This is a genomic window from Streptomyces sp. Da 82-17 (assembly GCF_046098215.1).
Classification (GTDB): Bacteria; Actinomycetota; Actinomycetes; order Streptomycetales; family Streptomycetaceae; genus Streptomyces.
The window spans coordinates 60896-82299 of the sequence record NZ_JBJURH010000011.1 but is presented as its reverse complement, the minus strand read 5'-3'; the positions used below and the strand labels follow the sequence as shown (position 1 = coordinate 82299).

Annotated in this window: 20 protein-coding genes; 7 read left to right on the top strand and 13 right to left on the bottom strand. The window is 72.7% G+C overall.

Annotated elements, in window-relative coordinates; genetic code table 11:
• Positions 1 to 186: 186 nt before the first annotated feature.
• Entirely contained in the window at positions 187 to 1056 is an 870-nt protein-coding gene (locus tag ACIDOF_RS20345; protein ID WP_409007374.1) for a SigB/SigF/SigG family RNA polymerase sigma factor, read from the top strand.
• 20 nt (positions 1057 to 1076) lie between these two features.
• On the opposite strand, the gene ACIDOF_RS20340 is transcribed toward ACIDOF_RS20345, so the two are convergent.
• Positions 1077 to 2117, bottom strand: coding sequence for a Ku protein (locus ACIDOF_RS20340; protein WP_409007373.1), 1041 nt, complete (start codon positions 2115 to 2117; stop codon positions 1077 to 1079).
• A 179-nt stretch (positions 2118 to 2296) separates the two neighbouring features.
• On the opposite strand from ACIDOF_RS20340, the gene ACIDOF_RS20335 reads away from it, so the two are divergent.
• Positions 2297 to 2839: a type 1 glutamine amidotransferase domain-containing protein gene (locus ACIDOF_RS20335; RefSeq protein ID WP_409007372.1), complete on the top strand. Its 543-nt coding sequence runs from the start codon at positions 2297 to 2299 to the stop codon at positions 2837 to 2839.
• Positions 2840 to 2864: 25 nt separating this feature from the next.
• Here the strand turns inward: ACIDOF_RS20335 and ligD are convergent, their stop codons facing one another.
• Positions 2865 to 3884 carry a non-homologous end-joining DNA ligase gene (gene ligD / locus ACIDOF_RS20330; RefSeq protein ID WP_409007371.1) on the bottom strand — a complete coding sequence of 340 codons (1020 nt, stop codon included), beginning with the start codon at positions 3882 to 3884 and terminating at the stop codon, positions 2865 to 2867.
• Entirely contained in the window at positions 3881 to 4546 is a 666-nt protein-coding gene (locus tag ACIDOF_RS20325; RefSeq protein WP_409007369.1) for a DNA polymerase ligase N-terminal domain-containing protein, read from the bottom strand. Before ACIDOF_RS20325 ends, ligD begins: the two co-directional genes overlap by 4 nt.
• A gap of 88 nt (positions 4547 to 4634) precedes the next feature.
• Here ACIDOF_RS20325 and ACIDOF_RS20320 point away from each other — a divergent pair, with 88 nt between their 5' ends.
• A complete protein-coding gene (locus ACIDOF_RS20320) occupies positions 4635 to 5294 on the top strand; it encodes an endonuclease (RefSeq protein ID WP_409007367.1) in 660 nt (219 codons plus the stop codon).
• Between the two features lie 18 nt (positions 5295 to 5312).
• Here the strand turns inward: ACIDOF_RS20320 and ACIDOF_RS20315 are convergent, their stop codons facing one another.
• Positions 5313 to 6575 carry a MalY/PatB family protein gene (locus tag ACIDOF_RS20315; RefSeq protein WP_409007366.1) on the bottom strand — a complete coding sequence of 421 codons (1263 nt, stop codon included), beginning with the start codon at positions 6573 to 6575 and terminating at the stop codon, positions 5313 to 5315.
• A 137-nt stretch (positions 6576 to 6712) separates the two neighbouring features.
• On the opposite strand from ACIDOF_RS20315, the gene ACIDOF_RS20310 reads away from it, so the two are divergent.
• Positions 6713 to 7957 carry an MFS transporter gene (locus ACIDOF_RS20310; RefSeq protein ID WP_409007365.1) on the top strand — a complete coding sequence of 415 codons (1245 nt, stop codon included), beginning with the start codon at positions 6713 to 6715 and terminating at the stop codon, positions 7955 to 7957.
• Between the two features lie 119 nt (positions 7958 to 8076).
• Here the strand turns inward: ACIDOF_RS20310 and ACIDOF_RS20305 are convergent, their stop codons facing one another.
• The 9 genes from ACIDOF_RS20305 to hsaA (ACIDOF_RS20265) all read right to left on the bottom strand — a co-directional run bounded on the left by ACIDOF_RS20305 (position 8077) and on the right by hsaA (ACIDOF_RS20265) (position 16954).
• A complete protein-coding gene (locus tag ACIDOF_RS20305; RefSeq protein ID WP_409007363.1) occupies positions 8077 to 8517 on the bottom strand; it encodes an SPW repeat protein in 441 nt (146 codons plus the stop codon).
• Between the two features lie 150 nt (positions 8518 to 8667).
• Positions 8668 to 9444, bottom strand: coding sequence for an SDR family oxidoreductase (locus tag ACIDOF_RS20300; RefSeq protein WP_409007362.1), 777 nt, complete (start codon positions 9442 to 9444; stop codon positions 8668 to 8670).
• 32 nt (positions 9445 to 9476) lie between these two features.
• The gene (locus tag ACIDOF_RS20295; RefSeq protein ID WP_409007361.1) at positions 9477 to 10376 is read right to left on the bottom strand and encodes a MaoC/PaaZ C-terminal domain-containing protein; all 900 of its coding nucleotides are present in this window, start codon (positions 10374 to 10376) and stop codon (positions 9477 to 9479) included.
• On the bottom strand, positions 10376 to 10858 hold the full coding sequence (locus ACIDOF_RS20290) for a flavin reductase family protein (RefSeq protein WP_409007360.1): 483 nt from the start codon (positions 10856 to 10858) through the stop codon (positions 10376 to 10378). Before ACIDOF_RS20290 ends, ACIDOF_RS20295 begins: the two co-directional genes overlap by 1 nt.
• Positions 10846 to 11739 (bottom strand): VOC family protein, encoded by an 894-nt coding sequence (locus ACIDOF_RS20285; RefSeq protein WP_409007359.1) that lies wholly within the window; start codon positions 11737 to 11739, stop codon positions 10846 to 10848. Before ACIDOF_RS20285 ends, ACIDOF_RS20290 begins: the two co-directional genes overlap by 13 nt.
• Positions 11740 to 11786: 47 nt before the next feature.
• A complete protein-coding gene (gene hsaD, locus ACIDOF_RS20280; RefSeq protein ID WP_409007358.1) occupies positions 11787 to 12683 on the bottom strand; it encodes a 4,5:9,10-diseco-3-hydroxy-5,9,17-trioxoandrosta-1(10),2-diene-4-oate hydrolase in 897 nt (298 codons plus the stop codon).
• Positions 12683 to 13849 (bottom strand): 3-hydroxy-9,10-secoandrosta-1,3,5(10)-triene-9,17-dione monooxygenase oxygenase subunit, encoded by a 1167-nt coding sequence (gene hsaA / locus ACIDOF_RS20275; protein WP_409007357.1) that lies wholly within the window; start codon positions 13847 to 13849, stop codon positions 12683 to 12685. Before hsaA (ACIDOF_RS20275) ends, hsaD begins: the two co-directional genes overlap by 1 nt.
• Positions 13850 to 14028: 179 nt before the next feature.
• Positions 14029 to 15645 carry an FAD-dependent oxidoreductase gene (locus ACIDOF_RS20270; RefSeq protein WP_409007356.1) on the bottom strand — a complete coding sequence of 539 codons (1617 nt, stop codon included), beginning with the start codon at positions 15643 to 15645 and terminating at the stop codon, positions 14029 to 14031.
• Between the two features lie 151 nt (positions 15646 to 15796).
• Positions 15797 to 16954, bottom strand: a complete 1158-nt coding sequence (hsaA, locus tag ACIDOF_RS20265; protein WP_409007355.1) for a 3-hydroxy-9,10-secoandrosta-1,3,5(10)-triene-9,17-dione monooxygenase oxygenase subunit — start codon at positions 16952 to 16954, stop codon at positions 15797 to 15799.
• A gap of 185 nt (positions 16955 to 17139) precedes the next feature.
• Here hsaA (ACIDOF_RS20265) and ACIDOF_RS20260 point away from each other — a divergent pair, with 185 nt between their 5' ends.
• The 3 genes from ACIDOF_RS20260 to ACIDOF_RS20250 all read left to right on the top strand — a co-directional run bounded on the left by ACIDOF_RS20260 (position 17140) and on the right by ACIDOF_RS20250 (position 21396).
• Positions 17140 to 18018: an IclR family transcriptional regulator gene (locus tag ACIDOF_RS20260; RefSeq protein WP_409007354.1), complete on the top strand. Its 879-nt coding sequence runs from the start codon at positions 17140 to 17142 to the stop codon at positions 18016 to 18018.
• 169 nt (positions 18019 to 18187) lie between these two features.
• A complete protein-coding gene (locus ACIDOF_RS20255; RefSeq protein ID WP_409007353.1) occupies positions 18188 to 19726 on the top strand; it encodes a FadD3 family acyl-CoA ligase in 1539 nt (512 codons plus the stop codon).
• A 14-nt stretch (positions 19727 to 19740) separates the two neighbouring features.
• Entirely contained in the window at positions 19741 to 21396 is a 1656-nt protein-coding gene (locus ACIDOF_RS20250) for a flavin-containing monooxygenase (RefSeq protein WP_409007352.1), read from the top strand.
• Positions 21397 to 21404: the final 8 nt, after the last annotated feature.

The window sequence follows — 21404 nt, the reverse complement described above, 5'->3', positions numbered from 1 at the left end:
CGTCGCCCGCCCGTCGCGGGCATGGCCCTTCCACCGTAGGGGCGGGCCGTGCGTCCGTGCCTTTGCGCACCCGGCCGTCACCGTCCGCGCGCCCTGCGTGACCGTCGCCCGACCGCAGTCGCAAATCGCCCGATCAGGGAGACAATGAGAAGAGTGCCCCCGTTCAGGAGCAGGAGCGGATCGTTCATGCTCACCGACCGAGTCACGCGCACCGACCGTACTGCCCGCCCGGCGCGGCCCACCGGCCGCCGGCAGGCGTCAAGGCGTCGCCATCCGCACGACGACGCACCCGCCACGCACGACCTGTTCGTCCGCTTCCACGGCCTGGAACCCGGCCACGAGCGCGACCTGCTGTGCGAGGAACTCCTCCAGGCCTGGCTGCCGATGGCCCACCGCATCGCGGGCCGGTTCCGCGGCAAGGGCGAGGCGCTGGAGGATCTGCAGCAGATCGCCGCGCTCGGCCTCCTCAAGGCCCTCCAGGGTTACGACCCGGAGCGCGGCGCGTTCGAGTCGTACGCGGTCCCCACGATCACCGGCGAGCTGCGCCGCCACTTCCGCGACCACGCCTGGGACGTGCACGTGCCGCGCCGCGTGCAGGACCTGCGGAACACGGTGCGCACGGCCCGCCGCGAACTGGCGCTGCGCCCCGGCAGCCCGGAGCCGACGGTGGCCCAACTCGCCCGCCACACCGGCCTGTCGGAGCAGGCGGTGCTCGACGGGCAGCGCGCCCTGAACAGTTATCGCGCGATCTCCCTCGACGCGGAACCCGCCCGTGAGGACGGGCTCTCGCTCGCCGAGACGCTGGGCGCACCCGACCCGGCGTACGACCTCGTCGTGGACCGGCTCGCCGCGAAGCCGGGCATCGAGAAGCTGCCGCGGCGCGAGCGCACGGTGCTCTACCTGCGGTTCTTCGAGGGGCTCACGCAGAGCCGGATCGCCGAGCAGATCGGCGTCTCGCAGATGCAGGTGTGCCGGCTGATCGCGCAGACCTGCTCACGGATCCGCGAGCAGGCCGCCAACGGGCCGGAGAACGACGGGAGTTGCCGGGTGGCGTGAGGCGAACCGGGTCGCGATGGTCAGGCGGCCCGCTTCCTGCGGCGGCCGCGGCCCTTCTGCGTGCGCGTGAGGGCCTCGACGAGCTCCTCGCGGGTCATCTTGGAGCGGCCGGGGACGTCCTGGTCGGCGGCGCGTTCGTACAGCTCGGCCTTGGTGAGCTCCTGCAGGGACGACGCGGAATCGGCTTCGGACGCGGGCTTCCCGGACTTGCCGGACCTGCTCGGCTTACTGGACTTGCTCGGCTTGCCGGACGTGCTCGACCCGCTCGGCTTGCCCGACTTGCCGCGGGCCTGGCTGAGGCTGGCCTCCAGGACCTCCATGAGGTCGACGACGTCGGTCGCCTTCGGCGCTTCCTCCTCCTGCACGACCTCCTCCCCCTCGGCCTTCGCCCGCACGAGCTCGCGGACCTTCTCCTGGTACGTGTCGCTGTACCGGTCCGGCTCCCACGGCGAGGTGAGCGCGTCGACGAGGGCGAGGGCCGAGTCCAGCTCCTTGCCCTTGCCGACGCGGCCGGAGGGCAGCTCGGGCAACTCGTCGACGGGGTCGCGGACTTCGTCGGACCAGTGCAGGGTCTGCAGGACCAGGACCTTGTCCTCGGCGCGGATCGCGGTCAGGTACTGCCGGTTGCGCATGACGAAGGTGGCGATGCCCGCCTTGCCGCGCTCCGCGAGCGCCGCCCGCAGCAGCCCGTACACCTTGAGGTACTCCTCGCCGCGCGGCGCGAGGTAGTAGCTGCGGCCGAAGTACACCGGGTCGATCGCGTCCAGGTCGACGAAGTCGCTGATGTCGAGCGTGCGGGAGCGGCCGGGCGCGATCTCGTCGAGCTCCTCGGGTTCGACGACGACGTACTCGCCGTCGGCGACCTCGTAGCCCTTGACGATGTCCTCGCTGTCGACCTCCTTGCCGGTGCGTTCGTTGACGCGGCGGTTGCGGATGCGGTCGGAGGTGCCGCGCTGCAGGTGGTGGAAGTGGACGGTGTGGTCCTCGGTCGCCGTGAAGAGGCCGACCGGCACGCTGACCAGGCCGAACGTGATGACACCTGTCCAGATCGCCCGCGCCATCGCCGCGCTCCGTCCTGCTCCGTGCGCCCCGTCCCCGTCCACGCTGGCACCACTCCCCCGGGCCGCGCCCGCCGGGCGGTGCACTCGGGGGAGGCCGGGTTCGCGCAGGCCGCGTGTGGGACCGGGGCGTGCGGGTACCCGGAAGACCCCCCGCGTGCTCGGAAAGGAGTCGAGCAGCCATGCGTATCGCGTTTCTGGCGGCGCCGGAGGGCGTCGAGCAGATCGAACTGACCAAGCCCTGGAAGGCGGTGTCCGAGGCCGACGGCACGCCCGTGCTCGTCTCCACCGAGGCCGGCCGGATCCAGGCGTTCCACCATCTCGACAAGGCGGACACGTTCCCCGTGGACGAGGTCGTCGGCGACGCGTCGGCCGGCGCCTTCGACGGGCTCGTGCTGCCCGGCGGCGTCGCCAACCCGGACGCCCTGCGGATGGACAGCCGCGCCGTGTCGTTCGTACGGGAGTTCTTCGACCTCGGCGTACCGGTCGCCGCGATCTGTCACGCGCCGTGGATGCTGGTCGAGGCGGACGTCGTCTCGGGCCGCGTCCTGACGTCGTGGCCGAGCCTGCGCACCGACATCCGGAACGCCGGCGGCACCTGGGTCGACGAACAGGTCCGGGTCTGCGACCACGGTACGAACGCGCTGGTCACCAGCCGTAAACCGGCCGACCTCGACGCGTTCGACGCGGCGCTGTTGGAGGTGTTCAGCAGGCAGCGCGTGTGACGCGTGCAAGGGGTCACCCCGTGGATCACGTGGCCTCGACGGGCCGTTCCCGTACGACGTCGGTCGCCGGCTTGTCGTCGCGCAGGCCGAGGTAGCGGGGGTGGCGGAGCATGCCGTCGCGGGTCCACTCCGTGAACGCGATCTGCGCGACGAGTTCGGGCTCGGCCCAGTGCGCGGTGCGTTCGCGTACGGGGTCGCTGAACGGTGAACGGGGGCGCGCGAGTTCGTCGAGGCGGGCGCGGAGGTCCTTGAGGGCGGTGCGGTCGAAGCCGGTGCCGACCTTGCCCGCGTACCGCAGCCGGCCGTCCTCGTAGTGGCCGAGGAGCAGCGCGCCCAGGCCGACGCGGCTGCCCGCGGGCTCCGTGAAGCCGCCGACGACGAACTCCTGGTCCTTCGCGCACTTGAGCTTGAGCCAGTCCGTCGACCTGGTGGTCCGGTAGCGGCTGTCCGCGCGCTTCGCGATCAGCCCTTCCCAGCCACTCGCGCACGCCTTCGCCAGCAGCTCCGCACCGCCCTCGTTGCGGTGCGTGGTCAGCCGCAGCGGCGGGCGGTACGCGAGGGCGCGGCGCAGCAGCGACTTGCGGGCGCGCAGCGGCAGCGCCCGGGTGTCCCGGCCGTCGAGGCGCAGCAGGTCGAAGAGGTAGTACGTGACGGCCACTCCGGTCGCCTCGATGCGGCGACGGTCGGTGAGGCCCATGCGCTGCTGGAGGCGGGAGAACTCGGTGCGGCCGTGCGAGAAGGCGACGATCTCGCCGTCGACGGTGAAGTCCCCGCAGTCCTGCGCGGCCAGCGCCTCGACGATCTCCGGGTAGCTGTCGTTCAGCCGGCGTCCGGTGCGGGAGAGGAGCCGTACGTGGCCGTGCTCGCGGACCGCGAGGACGCGGATGCCGTCGAGCTTCCGCTCGAAGATCCAGCCTTCGGTGAACTCGCGCCGGTCGCTGAGTGTGGCGAGCATGGCCTGCGCGGCGAGTTCGGCGCCGGGCGGGGCGTCGCGCAGCCGGGCGGCGTGGTCGGCGGGCAGAGTGTCGAGGAGTCCGGTGGTCACGACCGCTCGCCCTGCTCGGCTTGTTCGGCTTGTTCGGCTTGTTCGGCGACCTGGTGGAGGGTGCGGCCGGTGGTCGTGGAGCGGGCGCGGCGGGGGTCGGGGGCGTCGTGGCCGGGGCGGGCCCGCCGGTCGTCGGCCTTGACGAGCAGCCAGGCCTCCCGTTGGCCGTTTCCTTCCCTGAAGCGGGTCAGCGCGTATGCGCCGTGCAGTTTCGAACCGTCGAGCCAGAACGTGGCGTGGCCTTTGTCGAGGGATGCGGCGAAGGGCACGGGCCGGCCGCGGCGGTCGTGGCTCATCGGCCGGTAGGTGCCGTTGTCCCAGACGATGACGGTGCCGCCGCCGTACTCGCCCTCGGGAATCACGCCCTCGAATTCCTCGTATTCCAGCGGATGGTCCTCGGTGGGCATCGCAAGGCGTTTGTCGTGCGGATCGGCGGACGGGCCTTTCGGCACGGACCAGGATTTCAGTACGTCGCCGACCTGGAGGCGGAAGTCGAAATGCAGGGTGGAGGCGTCGTGGATCTGCACGACGAACCGATGTTCCTCCTCGTCCTCCTGCCGCTTCTTCTTTCCGCCCTGCCGCGCCTTTCGTCCTTCCGGCTCGGCGGTGCGGCCGAAGTCGCGTTTCCTGCGGTAGACGTCCAGCGGTTTGTCGTCAGCCATGCCCTTTCGGGTTCTCCCTGCGGCGGATATGAAACGGGCCCGGGTGGGCACCCGACGCGTAGACACCAGCCGAGGAGCAGCGGTCACCATGAGCGACGACAAGAACCGCAAAGTCATACGGGAACTGCTGCGGGAACACGGGCAGACGTATGCGGCCGAGGCGGGAATCCATCTGAGGGACACGCCTCAGCCGCTCTACCGGACGCTCGTGCTCGCGCATCTGCTCAGCGCACGTATCCGCGCATCCGTCGCCGTCGCGACGTCGCGGGCGCTGTACGAGGCGGGGCTGCGGGACGCGCGGCGGATGGCGGACGCGACGTGGCAGCAGCGGGTCGACGCGCTCGGCGAGGGCGGATACCGCCGTTACGACGAGCGCACCGCGACACAGCTCGGCGACGCCGCGGAAATCCTCCTCGACCGCTGGGGCGGCGACCTCCGCAGAATGCGGGCCGAGGCGGACGGCGACGCGGACGAACTCCGCGAACTCCTCCAGGAACTGCCGGGAATCGGCGCGGTCGGCGCGGCGATATTCCTCCGTGAAGTCCAGGACGTGTGGCCGGAGTTCGGGCCGTACGTGGACGCGAAGGCCTTGCAGGGCGCCGAGCGTCTTGGGCTTCCCCGCAAGACGGTGGACCTGCGGCGGCTGGCCGAGGGGACCGGGGCGGCGGATGCCGCATTGGCTTCGGCGTTGGTGCGGGCGGCGTTGGACAAGGGGATCGTGGAGGAATGCACGGGGCGTGCGGCTTGAGGGGCTCGCCTTCCGGCTTCAGCCCCTCCGGCGCACCGCAGCCCCCATCCTCCCCAGGGCCTCCCGCAGGACCCCCTGGGACGTGGCGAAGTTGAGGCGGACGTGGCCTGCGCCGCCCGTGCCGAAGATGTGGCCGGAGGACAGGGCGACGCGGGCCTCGTCGAGGAACAGCTTCGCCGGGCCCGCGAGGTCCGTGACCACCGCGAGGTCCGTCGACGTCGGCGCCTCCTCCGCCGCCAGCGCACGGCAGTCCAGCCAGGCCAGATACGTGCCCTCGGGCCGCACGTACCCCACCTCCGGCAGCTCCTCGGCGACCAGCCGGCCGAGCAGGGCGCGGTTGGCGTCGAGGCCGGTGAGGAGCGCGTCGAGCCAGCGGTCGCCGTGCCGGTACGCGGCGGTGTGGGCGATCACGCCGAGGTAGCTCGCCCCGTGGTGCACCTCCTCCGGCATCCGGCGCAGGTCGTCCGCCGCCTCCGGACCGGCGAGGGCGAGCGCGGCCTTGATGCCCGCGAGGTTCCACCCCTTCGTCGCCGACATCAGCGAGAACGCGTCCTCTGCCCCGGGCACGCTCAGATACGGCGTGAACTCCGCGCCCGGCAGGACCAGCGGGGCGTGGATCTCGTCGGCGACGACCCGCACCCCGTACCGCCGTGCCGACTGCGCGACCGTGGCGAGCTCTTCGCGGGTGTGGACGGTGCCGGTGGGGTTGTGCGGGTTGCTGAGGAGGTACGCGATCCGGGCGCTGCTGTCGCGGCGGCGCAGGTCCCGGAACGTGTCCTCCAGGGTCTGCGGGTCGATGCGGTGGTCCGGGCCGAGCGGGGCCTCGACGATGCGGCGGTCGTCGTGGGCGATGAAGGCGTAGAACGGCGCGTAGACCGGGGAGTTGACGACGACGGGGCCGCCGGGGTCGGTGACGAGGCGGAGGACCTGGACGGCGCCCATCATCACGTCGGGGATCATCGCGGCGCGGTCGACCGCCACTCCGTCCCACTTCCAGCGCCGCACGGCGAACCCGGCGAGCGACTCGGCGAACTCCGTGCCGGCCGGGTAGCCGGTGTCCCCCGCGTCGACGGCCTCGCGGAGGGCGTCGGCGACCGGTTCGGCGAGGGGGACGTCCATCTCCGCGACCCACAGCGGCAGCACGTCCGCCGGGTGCGCCCGCCACTTCATGCTGCGGCGTCGGCGGAGCTGGTCGAGCGTGAACACCTCCAGAGGGTTCGCGATCTCGCCCGCCGGGCCGGACGTGTCTGCGGTCGTTTCGCTTCCACCGTCGGTAGTCATCCCCAGCATTGGACCGCCGTCCCGGCCGCGCCGCAAGATCCCGGGCGACGGTGGCCGGACATCTGTGCGAGGCGGCTTTGCTCATGACGGATGATGGGGGCCTGTCCGTCATCCGTCACCGAGAGTCGAGGGGGACCGTGAACAGCAGTCGTGGCGTGACCGGCGGTGTGCGGCCTGATCCGCAGCCCCTCGTGCAGCGCGGACTGGTCGCCGCCGTGCAGGTCCTCGGGCTGGCCGTCTGGTTCTCGATGTCGGCGGTCGTGCCGAGTCTGCGGACCGAGTGGGGGCTCGACTCGACGAGTGCCGTGTGGCTCACGGCGTCCGTGCAGCTCGGGTTCGTCACCGGCGCGCTCACGTCCGCCGCGCTCACCCTCGCCGACCGTTTCGCCCCGCAGCGGCTGCTCGCGTCCGGCGCCGCCGCTGCCGCCGCGTGCACGGTGCTGCTCGCCCTGACGGTCGACGGGCTCGGCACCGCCGTACCCCTGCGGTTCCTGACCGGGGTGTGTCTGGCCGGGGTGTACCCGGTGGGCATGAAGCTGATGGCGTCCTGGTCGGACAGCGCGTCGCGGGGCCGGAGCATGGGCGTGCTGATCGCCGCGCTCACCCTCGGCTCGACGCTCCCGCACCTGATCGCGGGGCTCGGCTCGCTGCCGTGGCGGGGTGTGCTGCTGACCGCGTCGGCGGCCGGGCTGCTCGCCGCCGTCGTCGCACTGGCCCTGATCCGCGTCGGCCCGTACGCCGCCCCGGCCGCGCCGGCCCGCAACCCGCGGTACGCGCTGACGATGTTCGCCGAGCGCCGCCCGCGCCTCGCCAACCTCGGCTATTTCGGGCACATGTGGGAGCTGTACGCGCTGTGGACGTGGATCCCCGCGTACCTCGCGGCGGCGGCCGGGGCGGGCGGGCTGCCCGGGTCGGTGGAGATCACCGTGTTCCTGACCATGGGCGTCGGCGGGGCGCTCGGCTGTCTGCTCGGCGGCTGGGGCGCGGACCGGTTCGGCCGCCCCTCGGCGGCGATGGCCGCGCTGCTGGTGAGCGGTGCGTGCTGTCTGCTGTCGCCGCTGCTGGTGGACGCCTCGCCCGCGCTGCTCGTGGTGTTCTGCACGGTGTGGGGCGCGGCGGTGATCGCGGACTCGGGGGTCTTCTCGACGTCGTTGAGCGAGGTCGTCGACCCTCGCTACGTGGGTACGGCGCTCACCGCGCAGACCGCGATCGGTTTCGCCCTGACCGTCCTCAGCATCCAGCTCACCCCGCTCCTCGCGGACGCCGTCGGCTGGGAGTACGCCCTGGTGCTTCTGGCCCCGGGGCCGCTGGCGGGGGCGGTCGCGATGCGGGCGTTCAAGCGCGCCCGGCCGCGGCTGTCCGGGGGCGGCGAGCAGGAGTGAGGCCGGCCGCGGGGTGCGGGCCGGCCTCACTGGTTTTCCCTCGCGGTTCCCCAGCGGTGGTTCCCTCGCAGTTCCCTGGTGGTTCCGGTGGTTCCCTCGTACGAACGTGTCCCGCCGGGTTACGGCTTGGGGCCGCTCTTCGACGCCGTCGCGGCGCACACCATGCCGAGGACCACGGCAACGGCGCCGATGATGATGTTGTTCAGGACGACCCCGGCGTCCGGGCTCTCGCCCACGATCCACGGCGCGATGATCATCCAGGCGCCCATCGCGCAGAAGGCCCAGCTCAGGCCGTACATGCGTTCCGGAGCCCGGGTGAAGCCGAGGGCCAGGAGGCCGATCGCGATGCCGACGATCAGGTTGTGGGTGACGAGGGCGGGCTGGCTCGTCGTGTAGTGGAGGATCCACGGGGACACGGCACAGTACAGACCGAGCAGGAACACGGGTCCGTCCACGAGTGCCACGTCACGGCCGCCGAGCATGCGGGCATAGCGGTCCCGCATCTCGGAGACATCGGGGTGGGCAGTGATGTCACTTCTGGTGGGCTGCACGTTGGCCATGGCTCGTCTCCTTTGACACGCAGGCCCAACCGCTCTGACGCGGTGTGCGGTGTGCGCCGCCTAGAGACATTCTGCGCTTATTTCGTCTTTATGTGTAGAGGCCGGGGCAGATGTAATGAAGCGTGATGAAACGGCGCCGCGCGGCTTTGGTCACCAGCCTGTCTCGCCGCGCAGCACCGCGTCCGCTCCCCCGTCGGCGTACACGATCTGGCCCGTGACCAGTGTGTTCTCCGGGGAGGTCAGCCAGGCGATCAGCGAGGTCAGCTCGTCGGGGGCTGCCGGGCCGCGCAGCGGCATCGGGACCGCCTCCTCGACCACGGCCCGCATCTCGGGGTCGTCCAGGAGCGGTTGGGTGAGCGGGGTGCGGATCACGCCGGGGGCGACCGCGTTGAGCGGGATGCCCGCGCCGGCCCACTCGGCGGCGACGGCGCTGCGGCGCACCCAGCGGGAGATCGCTGCCTTCGACGAGGAGTACGCGAGGTGCCCCTCGCCCCGGTCGACGGCCGCCTGCGCCGCCGCCACCGCCGCCTCCTCGTCGCCCGCGAGCGCCGCCTCGACCGTCGCCGCGTCGGTGGGGTGCACGGCGTCGATGGAGCCGATGACGAGCGCGCGGGGCGACTGACCGGCGGCGAGGAGCGGGCGCAGTCCCTCCAGGGTGGCGACCGCGCCGAAGTGGTTGACGCGGACGGTGAGCGGGTCGAACCGGGCGATGCCCGCGCAGGCGATCACCGCGTCGAGCCGTCCGCCGGTCAACTCCCGTGCGGCGGCGACCAGTTCGGCCCGCCCGTCGGGGGTCGCGAGGTCGGCGGAGATGTCGCCGCCCTTGAGGTCGGCGCCGATCACCGTGTGGCCGTGGGCCCGCAGATGGTCCGCGGTGGCGTTGCCGATGCCGGAGGCGGCTCCGGTGACGAGGTACGTACGGGGCATGGGTGCTCCCTTGTCGGGACGGGCGGCGGGCGTCAGGGGCGGGCGGGCGGCGCCGTGCGGTCCGGTGTGCGGGCGGTGATCAGGGCGTGGTCGAGGACGGGTGCGTCGTCGCGTTCCGGGGCCGTGGCGCGCAGCCGGAACCCGTTCGCGGCGGGGTCGGACCACACCTCTGTACGCAGGATCTCGCCGGGAAGGAAGATGCCCGCGAACCGTGTGCGGCAGCCGCCGACCGCACTCGCGTCGCCGTCCAGGAAGCGGTCGACGACGGCCTTCACGGCCATGCCGAACGTGCAGAGGCCGTGCAGGACAGGCCGGTCGTGGCCGGCGGCGCGGGCCACCGCGGGGTCGGCGTGCAGCGGGTTCCAGTCGCCCGACAGGCGGTAGAGCAGGGCCTGTTGGGGCAGGGTCGGCACGTCGAGCACGGCGTCGGGGGCGCGGTCGGGCGCCGGGGTGCGGCCCGAGGGGCCGCGGTCGCCGCCGAATCCGCCCTCGCCGTGCACGAAGATCTGGTTGCGCTGGGTGAGCAGCGGCTCGTCGTCCTCGCCGACGAGCGTCGACTCCTGTACGACGACGGCCGCGGCGCCCTTGTCGTACACGTCGGTGACGCGGGTGAGCGCGTACGCCCTCGCCGCGGCCGGGAGCGGGCGGTGCACGGTGACCTCCTGGCCGCCGTGCAGCGCCCTCGCCAAGTCGACGTCCACGCCCGGGTGTTCGAACACCTGGAAGCCGACGTTGGCCGCGGTCACGCCGAACAGCGGCAGGACCTGGAGTCCCCGCGGGTGCCGTTCGTACACGTACCGCAGTTCCGTCGGGTCGGTCGGCGGGGCGCCCGCGCCGAGTGCGAGGTGGTAGAGGCGGACGTCGCGGTCGTCCCAGGTCACCTCGGTGCGCACGGGCGGGGCGGACGTCGCCTTGGCCACGTCGATGGGCATCAGAACGCCCCCACGGCGTACCGGCTGCGGAAGTAGAGCAGCGGGCTGCCGTCCTCGCGGGCGTCGAGGGCCACCACTTCGGCGGTCGCCAGATAGTGGTCCCCCGCCTCGTGCACGGCCCGCAGTTCGCACTCGACGGCGGCGAGGGCGCCGTCGATGCGCACGGTGCCGTGCTCGCTCACCCGCCACGGCACCGCGGTGAACTTGTCGGGGCCGCTGCGGCCCAACCGGGCGCAGATGTCCCGCTGTTCGGCCGCGAGGATGTTGACGCAGAACCGCCCGGCGCGTTCGATCCGCGGCCAGCTCACCGACGTACGGCCCGCTGCGAGCATGACCAGCGGCGGGTCGAGGGACAGCGAGGCGAAGGACTGGCAGGCGAAGCCGACCGGTTCGCCGTCCTCCAGGGCGGCGACGACGGTGATGCCGCTCGCGAACCGGCCGAGGACGTCCCGGAACGCGTCGGGGTCGATCAGCCGTTCCACTGGTGGCCCCAGAAGCTGTCGGCGGTGATCTCCTTGGCGACCCAGGTGGCGGGGTCGACGACCAGGCCGTCCCAGCCGTACTCGACCTGGAAGCCGCCCGGGGCCTGCGCGTAGAACGACACCATGTGGTCGTTGGTGTGGCGGCCCAGGCTGGAGGCGATGGGGATGCCGGCCTCGTTCATGCGGTCCAGGCCGCGGCCCACGTCGTCGAGGGTCTCCAGCTCGACCATGAAGTGGACGATGCCCGGCGGGAGTTGGCCCGGGTAAAGGCCGAGGCTGTGGTGGCGGCGGTTGGGGCTGAGGAAGTGCATCCAGTGGAAGTCGCGCTCCTCGGCGGCGGTCGGGACGGCCTGCGGCGGGAGCTTCATGGAGTCGCGCAGCTGGAAGCCGAGCAGGTTCTCGTAGAAGTCGAGGGCCGCGTCGATGTCGGCGACGGGCAACACCACGTGCCCCAGGCCGAGTTCGCCGGTGACGAAGCGGTTGCCGTACGGGGTGCCGAGGGCGGTGTGGTCCTGGGCCTGGCCCCAGTAGATCTCCAGGGGGTTGCCGCACGGGTCGGTGACCTGGATCAGGTCGCGCACCCGGCGTTCGGCGAGCAGCCGGTCGTCGGCGGGTTTCACGGCGTGCCCGGCGGCCTCCAACTCGGCTGCCGCGCGGGCGAGTTCGGCGGCATTGGCGACCTCCCAGCCGGCCGCGAGCAGCCGGTCGCTCTCGCCCGCCTGGACGACGATGCGGTGGGCGCGGTCGTCGATGCGCAGGCAGAGGGTGTCGTCGGTGCTGTCGGCGCCCTCGGTCATGCCGAGGATGTCGAGCGCGTACGTCCGCCACTCGGCGAGCTCGGTGGTCTCGATGCGTAGGTAGCCGAGCGAGCGTATGTCCATGACGGTTCTCCTTCAACAGCGTTGGCAGGTAGCGGAGTTGCGGGGGCTCAGTGGGTGAGGAAGTCCACGGCGAGGCGGTTGAACTCGTCGGCCTGTTCGACCTGGGCCCAGTGCCCGCAGTGCGGGAAGACGTGCAGGCGGGCGTCCGGGATGGTCTTGAGGGCGACGAGAGCGCCGTCGAGCGGGTTGACGCGGTCCTCGCGCCCCCAGGTGAGCAGGACGGGCTGGGTGATGCGGTGCGCCTCGCGCCACAGCATCCAGTCCTCCTGCCAGGCCGGGTTCGCGAACGCGGCGCCCATACGGGCGTTGCCGAGGCGGGTCTCCGGGTCGGTCGCGGAGGCCCAGCGCTCCTCGACCAGCTCGTCCGTGACGACGGACTGGTCGTACGCCATGACGCCCAGGAACGCGCGGAGCTGCTCCTTGGTGGGCTCGGGCGCCGCGTTGAACTCGAAGAGCCGTTTGATGCCCTCCGTCGGGTCGGGGGCGAACAGGTTGACCGACACCCCGCCGGGGCCCATCAGAACCAGCTTGCCGACCTTGCCGGGGTGGTTCAGGGCCATGCGCACGGAGGTGCCGCCGCCGAGGGAGTTGCCGATGAAGTGCGCCCGGGCCACGCCGAGTTCGTCCATCAGGGCCGCGACGGCGTCGGCGCTGTACGTGAAGTAGTCCTTGTCGAGCTCCGGCTTGTCGGAGCGGCCGAAGCACACCTGGTCGACGAGCAGGGTGCGGAAGTGCTCGGCGAACACCGGCAGGTTGCGGCCGAAGTTGGACCAGGCGGACGCGCCCGGGCCGCCGCCGTGCAGCATGATCACGACGGGGGCGTCGGGGCGGCCCCCGGGCCCCGCTTCGTGGTAGTGCAGGGTGAGTCCGCGGGCCTTGGCGGTGCGGGATGTGGACTCGTACGTCGCCAACTGCTCGTTGTCGTAGCTGAGTTGATCTCCCATCAGAGCATCGTGTCCTTGATGTCGAGTTCGAGGGCGGCCTGGCCGTACAAGGTCAGGGCGCGCTCCGGGTCGTTGGCGGCGTGGCCGCGGCCGGTGTGCACGTCGCGCCAGGCGCGCTGCACCGGGTTGGGTCCGGTGCGCATCGCGTTGCCGCCGGCGTTCTCCATCAGCAGGTCGACGGCGGCCACGGCACGCTCGGTGGCGAGGACCTGGTCGCGGCGGGTACGGGCGCGCAGCTCGGTGGGAAGCTCCTCGCCGCGCTCGGCGCAGGCGTACAACTCGGCGATGTTGCGGGTGAGTTGCAGCCAGCTCGCGTCGATGTCGCTGCCCGCGCGGGCGATCCGCACCTGCGCGAACGGGTCGTCGGCGACCTTCTGGCCGTACGAGACGCGGATGCGCTTCGTCGTCGCCGCCACGTACGCCTCGTACGCGCCCTCGGCGATGCCGACGATCGGGGTCGAGATGGTCGTGGTGAACACGCCGGCGTACGGGAGGCGGAACAGCGGCTCGTGGTTCAGCTCGTGCCCCGGCACCTGCAGGGCCGTGACCGGGCCGAAGCTGAGGGCACGGTGGTCGGGGACGAACACGTCGTCGACGACGATGTCGTTGGAGCCGGTGCCGCGCAGGCCGACGGTGTCCCACACGTCGTCGACGCGGTACTCGGTGTCCGGGATCAGGAACGTGCGCATGTCGACCGGGTTGCCCTCGGCGTCCGCCACCAGGCAGCCGAGCAGCACCCACTGGGCGTGGTCGCAGCCCGACGAGAAGTGCCAGCGGCCCGAGAGCCTGAAACCGCCGTCCACGGGGGTGGCCTCGCCGGTCGGCGCGTACGAGGAGGCGATCCGGGTCTTGTGGTCCTCGCCCCACACCTCCTGCTGGGCGCGCGGGTCGAACAGGCCCACGTGCCAGGGGTGCACGCCGACCACGGAGGCGACCCAGCCGGTCGAGCCGCAGGCCTTCGCGATCTCCTTCACGGCCCGGTAGAAGAAGGTCGGGTCCGCGGCGCGGCCGCCGAAGGCGGTGGGCTGCAGCAGCTGGAAGAAGCCGGTGTCCTCCAACTCCTTGACGGAGGTGTCCGGTACGCGGCGCAGGCGCTCGGCCTCCGCGGCGCGCTCACGGAGGCTCGGGACGAGGTCACGGACCGCTGCCAGGACGTCTTCGGCCATGGGCCGACCCCTCTCTTCTCTGGTCGTGCCGGGTGGTGGTGGTGTGGGTGGGTGGGTGGGTGGGTGCGTGGACGGTAGGGCGGGGTGGGGGTGCGGGGGAATGTCGGACTCCCACTGAGCGGGAAGCGGCCCCCAAGGCGGTGCTCGTCCGGCTTTCCCGCCGTGGACGAGAGACCACCTCAGGAAAGCTGAGCCGTGCTCGCCATGTGCTGGGCCGCCAAGTGTGCGAAGACCATCGCCGAGCCGATCGGGACCCCCGGGCCCGGGTACGACGGGCCGGCCACCGACGCCGTCGTGTTGCCCGCCGCGTACAGGCCCGGAATCGGCGTGCCGTCCTCGCGCAGGACCCGCGCGTCCACGTCCGTGCGTACCCCGCCCTTCGTCCCCAGGTCCCCCAGCACGATCTGCACGGCGTGGAACGGGCCGTCCGTCAGCGGGACCAGGCACGGGTTCGCGCCCTCCGGGTCGGGCTCGACGAAGAAGCGGTCGTACGGGTCCTCCCCGCGGTGGAAGTCCGCGTCCGCCCCGCTCACCGCGTACCCGTTGAACACCCGTACCGTCTCCCCCAGCGCCTCCGCGTCGACGCCGATCCGCTCGGCGAGCGCGGGCAGCGTGTCCGCCGTGTGCCACAGGCCCGCCTCCGTGAAGGCCGTGCGGTCCGCGGGGACGACCGTGATGCCCGGCAACTCGTCGCCGAAGCGGGCGTCGAAGACCCACCACACCGGGTTGTCGTGGCTCGTGCCGGCCTTCGCGGCGAGCAGGGCGCGGCCCATCCGGTCGTACGGCAGCGACTCGTTGGCGAAGCGGCGGCCCGAGCCGTCGACGAAGATGCCGCCGCGCAGGCCGAGCGTGAACGCGGCCGAGCCGTCGGGGAAGCGCAGCGACGGGCACCACCACGACTCCTCCAGGAGCCCGACGGCCGCGCCCGCCCCGGCCGCCGCGGTGATCGCGTCGCCGGTGTTGCCGCCGGGTGCGCCCATCGTCCAGTCCGCACCCGGCAACTCCTGCCAGGCGCGGCGCAGTTCGGCGTTGGCCTCGAAGCCGCCGGCGGCGAGGAGGACGCCGCGGCGGGCGCGGATGTGCAGCGTACGGCCGTCGTGCTCGGCCTCGGCGCCGATCACCGCGCCGTCCGGGTCCGTGACGAGGCCCTTGAAGGGGGTGCGGAGGAGTGCGCGGGCGCGGCCGGTGGACTCCAGGGCGAGGAGGAGGCGGGCGATCAGGGCGCGGCCGTCCGTCAACGGCCCGTCGGGCGTGGGGAGTTGGAGACGTTCCGCCCAGGCGGGCGGGCGTACCGCGTCGACGAGTGCGTGCGGCCCGTCCGGCGCCGGGAGGTCCACCGGGAACACCGCGCGGCCCGCGTCGAAGCGGCCGGGGGCGGCGTAGTAGTCGGGGAACGGGCGGTACTCGAAGCGGACGTGCGGGTTGTCCTCCAGGAAGGCGACGGTGTCCGCCGCGTGGTCGACGTACGCGTCCTGCAGTGTGTGGTCGGTGGTGTCGCCGACGACTGCGCGGAGGTAGGCGCGGCCGAGCTCGGCCGAGTCGTCGAGGCCGCCGCGGGCCTGCGCCTGGTTGCCGGGGAGCCACAGGCCGGCCCCGGCGTAGGCGGTCGTGCCGCCGAAGTACCGGGTCTTCTCGACGACCAGCGTGTCGAGGCCGCGCGCGGCGGCGCCGTACGCGCCGGTGAGCGCGCCGCCGCCGGAGCCCACGACGAGGACGTCGCACTCCTCGTCCCACGCGTCCCCGGCCCGCGGCTGCCCGGCCTGCGCTGTGCGCGCCGGGTTCGGTGTGTTCGCCATCTCGTCCCTTCCCTGGGTGGGCCGGCCCGTGGGCGGCGCGCCCGGGGCCGGGAGGGGGACGAGTATCGGGGCGGTACGGGCGGCCGGGATACGGCGGCTTCCCGCTGGGTGGGAAACGGACCTCGGATCGCCGTGCGGGCCCTCGACGCCCTCACACCATCGAGTCGTTGACCTCCACGCCCAGCGCGTGCCGCCCGTACAGGCCGAGGGCGCGCTCCAGGTCGTTCGCCGCCTGGCCGCGGCCCGTGCGCAGGTCGCGCCAGGCACGTTGGACGACGCCCCCGTGCGGGCCCATGACGCCGCCGCCCGCGCCCTCGACGAGCAGGTCGACGGCGGTGACCGCGCGTTCCGTGGCGAGGGCCTGGTCCCTGCGGGTGCGGGCGCGCTGGTCGGCGGTGGGGCGTTCGCCGCGTACCACGGTCGCGTACAACTCCCCCATGTTGCGGGCCAGTTGCAGCCGGGCGGCGTCGATCTCGCTCGCGGCGCGGGCGATGCGGACCTGCGCGAACGGGTCGTCGGCGGCCCGCGCGCCGGGGCGGCCGCGGGCGGCGGCGAGGTGTTCCTCGTACGCGCCCTCGGCGATGCCGACCATGGCCGTGGAGATGGTGGTGGTGAAGAGCGCGGCGTACGGGAGGCGGTACAGGGGCTCGGAGTTGAGGCTGTGGCCGGGGCAGTCGAGGGCGTTGACCGGGCGGTAGCCGAGGCTGCGGTGGGCCGGGACGAACGCGTCCCTGACGACGACGTCGTTGCTGCCGGTGCCGCGCAGGCCGACCGTGTCCCACACCGGGTCGACGGCGAACGCGGCGCGCGGCACGAGGAAGGTGCGCAGGTCGACGGGGCTGCCCTCGGCGTCGGTGACGAGCCCGCCGAGCAGCGCCCAGTCGGCGTGGTCGCAGCCGGAGGAGAAGTGCCAGCGGCCGGAGAGCCGGAAGCCGCCGTCGACGGCGGTGACCGTGCCGGTGGGGGCGTACGAGGAGCAGATCAGGGCGGCCGGGTCGGTGCCCCACACGTCCTCCTGGGCGCGCGGGTCGAAGAGGGCGACGTGCCAGGGGTGGACGGCGAGCACCGCGGCGGCCCAGCCGGTGGAGCCGCAGGCCCGGGCGATCTCCTGGACGGCGGCGTGGTGCACGGCCGGGTCGGCGGCGAGCCCGTCGTACGCGGTGGGCCGGAGCAGCCGGAAGAAGCCCGCGTCGGCGAGTTCGGCGACCGTTTCGCCGGGGATGCGGCGCTGTTCCTCGGTGGCCGCCGCGCGGTCGCGCAGCGTCGGCGCGAGGGCGCGGACGGCAGCGAGAACGTCCTCGTCGCGCATGCTCGTGCCTCTCGGATCTGCGGGCCTTAGCGGGGTGACGGGACGGAACCTACGCGCTACCGTTCGGGAACGGAATACCTCTAAATACCTCTTCCCTGCAGATGGGAGCCGCTGGCACAGTCTCCGGCACTGTCGGAGGTGCGGCCGCGGCCAAGGGTCTGCCGGCTGTCCGTGTGGGAGGTGCGATGTCGGCGCATGCTGTCGAGGCCGCGGAGGCCGTGAGTACACCGCTGTCCCTGCTGGAGAAGGCCGCGAAGGCGCTCAGCGCGTTCCAGGGGTCGCGGCCCCGCCTGACGCTGACCGAGGTCGTGCAGCGCTCCGGCCTCCCCCGCTCGTCCGCGCACCGCATCCTCGACCAACTCGTGCAGCTGGGCTGGCTGGAGCGGGAGGGCCGGGACTACCGCCTGGGCATGCGAATGCTGGAGCTGGGCGCGCTCGCCTCGCACCACAACCGGCTGCGGCGGGCGGCGCTCCCGCATCTGCACGCCCTGCACGAGGCCACCGGCCACCTGGTGCACCTGACGGTCCTCGACGGCGCCGAGGTGGTGTACCTGGAGCGGATCGGCCGGTCCGACGACTCCGGTGTGCCGTCCCGGGTGGGCGGCCGGCAGCCCGCGTACTGCACGGCCGCGGGCAAGGCGATCCTGGCGTTCAGCGACGCCGCTCTCGTCGACGAGGTGGTCGGGCAGGGCCTCAGGCCGCGGACGCCGCGGACGCTGACCCGGCCCGAGTTCTTCCGCAGCGAACTCCGCCGGGCCCGTGAGCGCGGGGTCGCGTTCGACTACGAGGAGGCGTACCGCGGGGTGTTCTGCGTGGCCGCGCCCGTACGCGGCTCGGGGCGGGCGATCGCGGCGGTGTCGGTCGGCGGCAACGGGCTGCACCGCGAGCTGGAGCGGATCGCCCCGGCGGTGGTCGGCTGTACGCGGAAGGTGTGGCAGTCGATGTTCGGGCCGGGCCGTCCGGCGGCGCGGGGCCGCGCGGACGAGGAGTGGGCGGAGCCCGCGGTGCCGCGCGAGTCGATGGACGACATGATGGCCTGGCTGCGGTCCAGCGACTGGATGTAGCCCCTTCCCCGCAACTCCGGGCCCGCGCACGGCCGTTCACTGCCCGCGGCGCATATTCCCACTGGCCGGGAACTCTCCGATGTGCCGCCCCTGCTCCCCCTGTCACCCTCCGACCGTTGTGGTCGCATCCGACCCCTCCGAAGGGGCGGTGAGGAGGACGTGACGGATCATGCGTGGCGCGCAGACGATCGCCCGGCTCGCGGACTGGGCGGCGCAGGAGTACGGGGACGCGGAAGCCCTCGTCGACGGTGCGGAGCGGTGGACGTTCGAGGAGCTGCGCGACCGGGTCGCGGAGGCGGCGCGGGCGGTGCTGGCCCACGGCCTGCGCCCGGGCGAGCGGGTCGCGGTGTGGGCGCCGAACAGTGCCCGCTGGGCGGTGGCCGCGCTCGGCGCGGTGGCGGCGGGCGGGGTGCTCGTGCCGGTGAACACCCGGTACCGGGCGGCCGAGGCGGCCGACCTGTTGCGCCGCTCCGAGGCCCGGCTGCTGTTCACGGAGCACGACTTCCTCGGCACGGACTACCGTGCGCTGCTCGCCGAGTCGGGCGAGCAACTCCCGCTCCTGGAGCGGACGGTGGCGCTGCACACCGCCGACTGGGCGGACTTCCTGAAGGGCGCGGCCCGAGTGACGGAGGCCGAGCGGCTCTCCCGCAGCGCCGCCGTGCTGCCCGGTGACACCGCCGACATCCTGTTCACGTCGGGCACCACCGGCCGCCCCAAGGGGGTGCCGACGACGCACGAGCAGACGCTCACGGTGTACGACGCGTGGGCGCGGGCCGTCACGTTGCGGCGCGGCGACCGGTATCTGCTCGTCAACCCGTTCTTCCACACGTTCGGCTACAAGGCCGGCATCGTGGCCTGTCTGCTGCGCGGGGCGACGATCGTGCCCGAGCGGGTCTTCGACCCGGAGGCGGCGCTCGCCCGCATCGAGGAGGAGCGGATCTCCGTCCTGACCGGGGCGCCGACGGTGTTCACGTCGCTGATCGAGCATCCGGCGCGGGCGTCGTACGACCTGTCGTCGATGCGGATGGCGGGCACCGGCGCCGCGAACATCCCGACCGAACTCATCCACCGTATACGGGAGTTCATCGGCGCGCGGAACATCTACACCGCGTACGGGCTGACCGAGTCGACGGGTGTGGTGTCGATCTGCGAGCCGCACGAGTCGCCGGAGACCCTGGCCCGTACGTCCGGCACCGCGCTCGCCGGGACGGAGCTGCGGATCGACGCGCCGCCCGGGGAGCCCGGCGAGATCCTGACCCGCGGCCCGCACGTGATGCACGGCTACCTGGACGACCCGGAGGCCACCGCTCAGGCCGTGGACGCGGACGGCTGGCTGCACACCGGGGACGTCGGCGTCCTGGACGAGCGGGGTTTCCTGCGGATCACGGACCGGTTGAAGGACATGCTGGTGGTGGGCGGTTTCAACGTGTACCCGGCCGAGGTCGAGCAGGTGCTCCGCGGCCATCCCGCCGTGGCCGACGCGGCGGTCGTGGGCGCGCCGGACGCGCGGCTCGGCGAGGTCGGGGTCGCGTACTGCGTGCCGAGCGCGGGCGCGCGGATCGACGCGGCGGAGCTGGCCGCCTGGACGCGGCAGCGGCTCGCCAACTTCAAGGCCCCGCGCGCCTTCCACTCCCTGGCCCGGCTGCCGCACAACGCGGCGGGCAAGGTCGACAAGAGCGTGCTGCGCCTGCGGGCGAAGACCGGATGAGGAGCGTTTCGAACGTGAGCGACAACAACATCACCGAGCCCCGGTCCGTGAACGGGAACGTGGGCGTGGACATGGACGTCGTCGACGTCGTGGTCGTCGGCGCGGGCGTCACCGGACTGTACGCCGTCCACAAGCTCCGCCGACTCGGTTACCGCGTAAGGGGTTTCGAGCGCGGCGGCGACGTGGGCGGAGTCTGGTACTGGAACCGCTATCCGGGGGCGCGCTGCGACGTGGAGTCCGCGGACTACTCGTACTCCTTCGACGAGGAGTTGCAGCAGGAGTGGGACTGGAGCGAGAAGTACGCGACCCAGCCGGAGATCATGCGCTATCTGAGCCATGTCGCCGACCGCTTCGACCTGCGTCGCAGTTTCACGTTCGGGACGTCCGTGCTGTCGGTGGAGCTCGACGAGGGGGCGCTGAGGTGGACGGTGCGGACGGACGGCGGGGAGGTGCTGTCGGCGCGGTTCGTCGTGTCGGCGGTGGGCTGTCTGTCGAGCACGCACGCGCCGGCGATACCCGGGCTCGACGCGTTCGCCGGGGCCGCGTACCACACCGGTGCATGGCCGCACGAGGGTGTGGACTTCACCGGGCTGCGGGTCGGCGTGATCGGGACCGGCTCGTCGGGCATCCAGTCGGTGCCGTTGATCGCCGCGCAGGCAGCCGAGTTGACGGTGTTTCAGCGCTCGGCCAACTACAGCATCCCGGCGGGCAACAAGCCGTTGGACGACGCGGCCCGGCGCGAGCTGAAGGCCGGGTACGCGGAGCGGCGCCGGCTCGCCCGGCAGAGCGGGGGCGGCTCGCCGTTCATGACGCATCCGCGGCGCACCCTCGACGTGAGCGCGGAGGAACGGCGGACGGCGTACGCGAAGCGGTGGGAGCTCGGCGGCGTCCTCTACTCGAAGACGTTCCCGGACCAGCTGACCGACCTGGCGGCCAACGCCGAGGCCCGGGCGTACTGGGAGGAGCAGGTGCGCGCCCGTATCGACGATCCCGCCGTGGCCGATCTGCTCGTCCCCACGGACCATCCGATCGGCACGAAGCGCATCGTGACGGACTCGGACTACTACGAGACGTTCAACCAGGAGCACGTCCGCCTGGTCAGCCTGCGGGCCAACCCGATCGAGCGGGTCGACGGGCGGGCGGTGGTCCTCGCGGACGGCGAGCGCGTCGAGTTGGACGTGCTGGTGCTTGCCACGGGGTTCGACGCGATGACGGGTTCCCTGGACCGGATCGAGGTGCGGGGGCGGGGCGGCCGGCTGTTGAAGGACGACTGGTCGGCGGGGCCGCGCACGTACCTGGGGCTCGGCACGGACGGCTTCCCCAACTTCTTCAACCTGGCGGGGGTGGGCAGCCCGTCGGTGCTCGCCAACGTGATCCTGTGCGCCGAGCAGCACGTGGACTGGCTCGCGGACTGCCTGACGCATCTGGACGCGCACGGGTACGCGGCGATCGAGGCGAGCGCGCGGGCCGTGGAGGACTGGGTGGCGGAGTGCCGGGAGCGGGCGGCGGCGACGCTGATGATGTCCGCCGACTCGTGGTACCTCGGCGCCAACATCCCGGGAAAACCACGGGTGTTCATGCCGTTCGTCGGCGGGTTCGGGGCGTACGGGCAGATCATCGCCGATGTGGCGGCGTCCGGGTACAAGGGGTTCGAGCTGATCCCGGGCTGAGCCGCCCC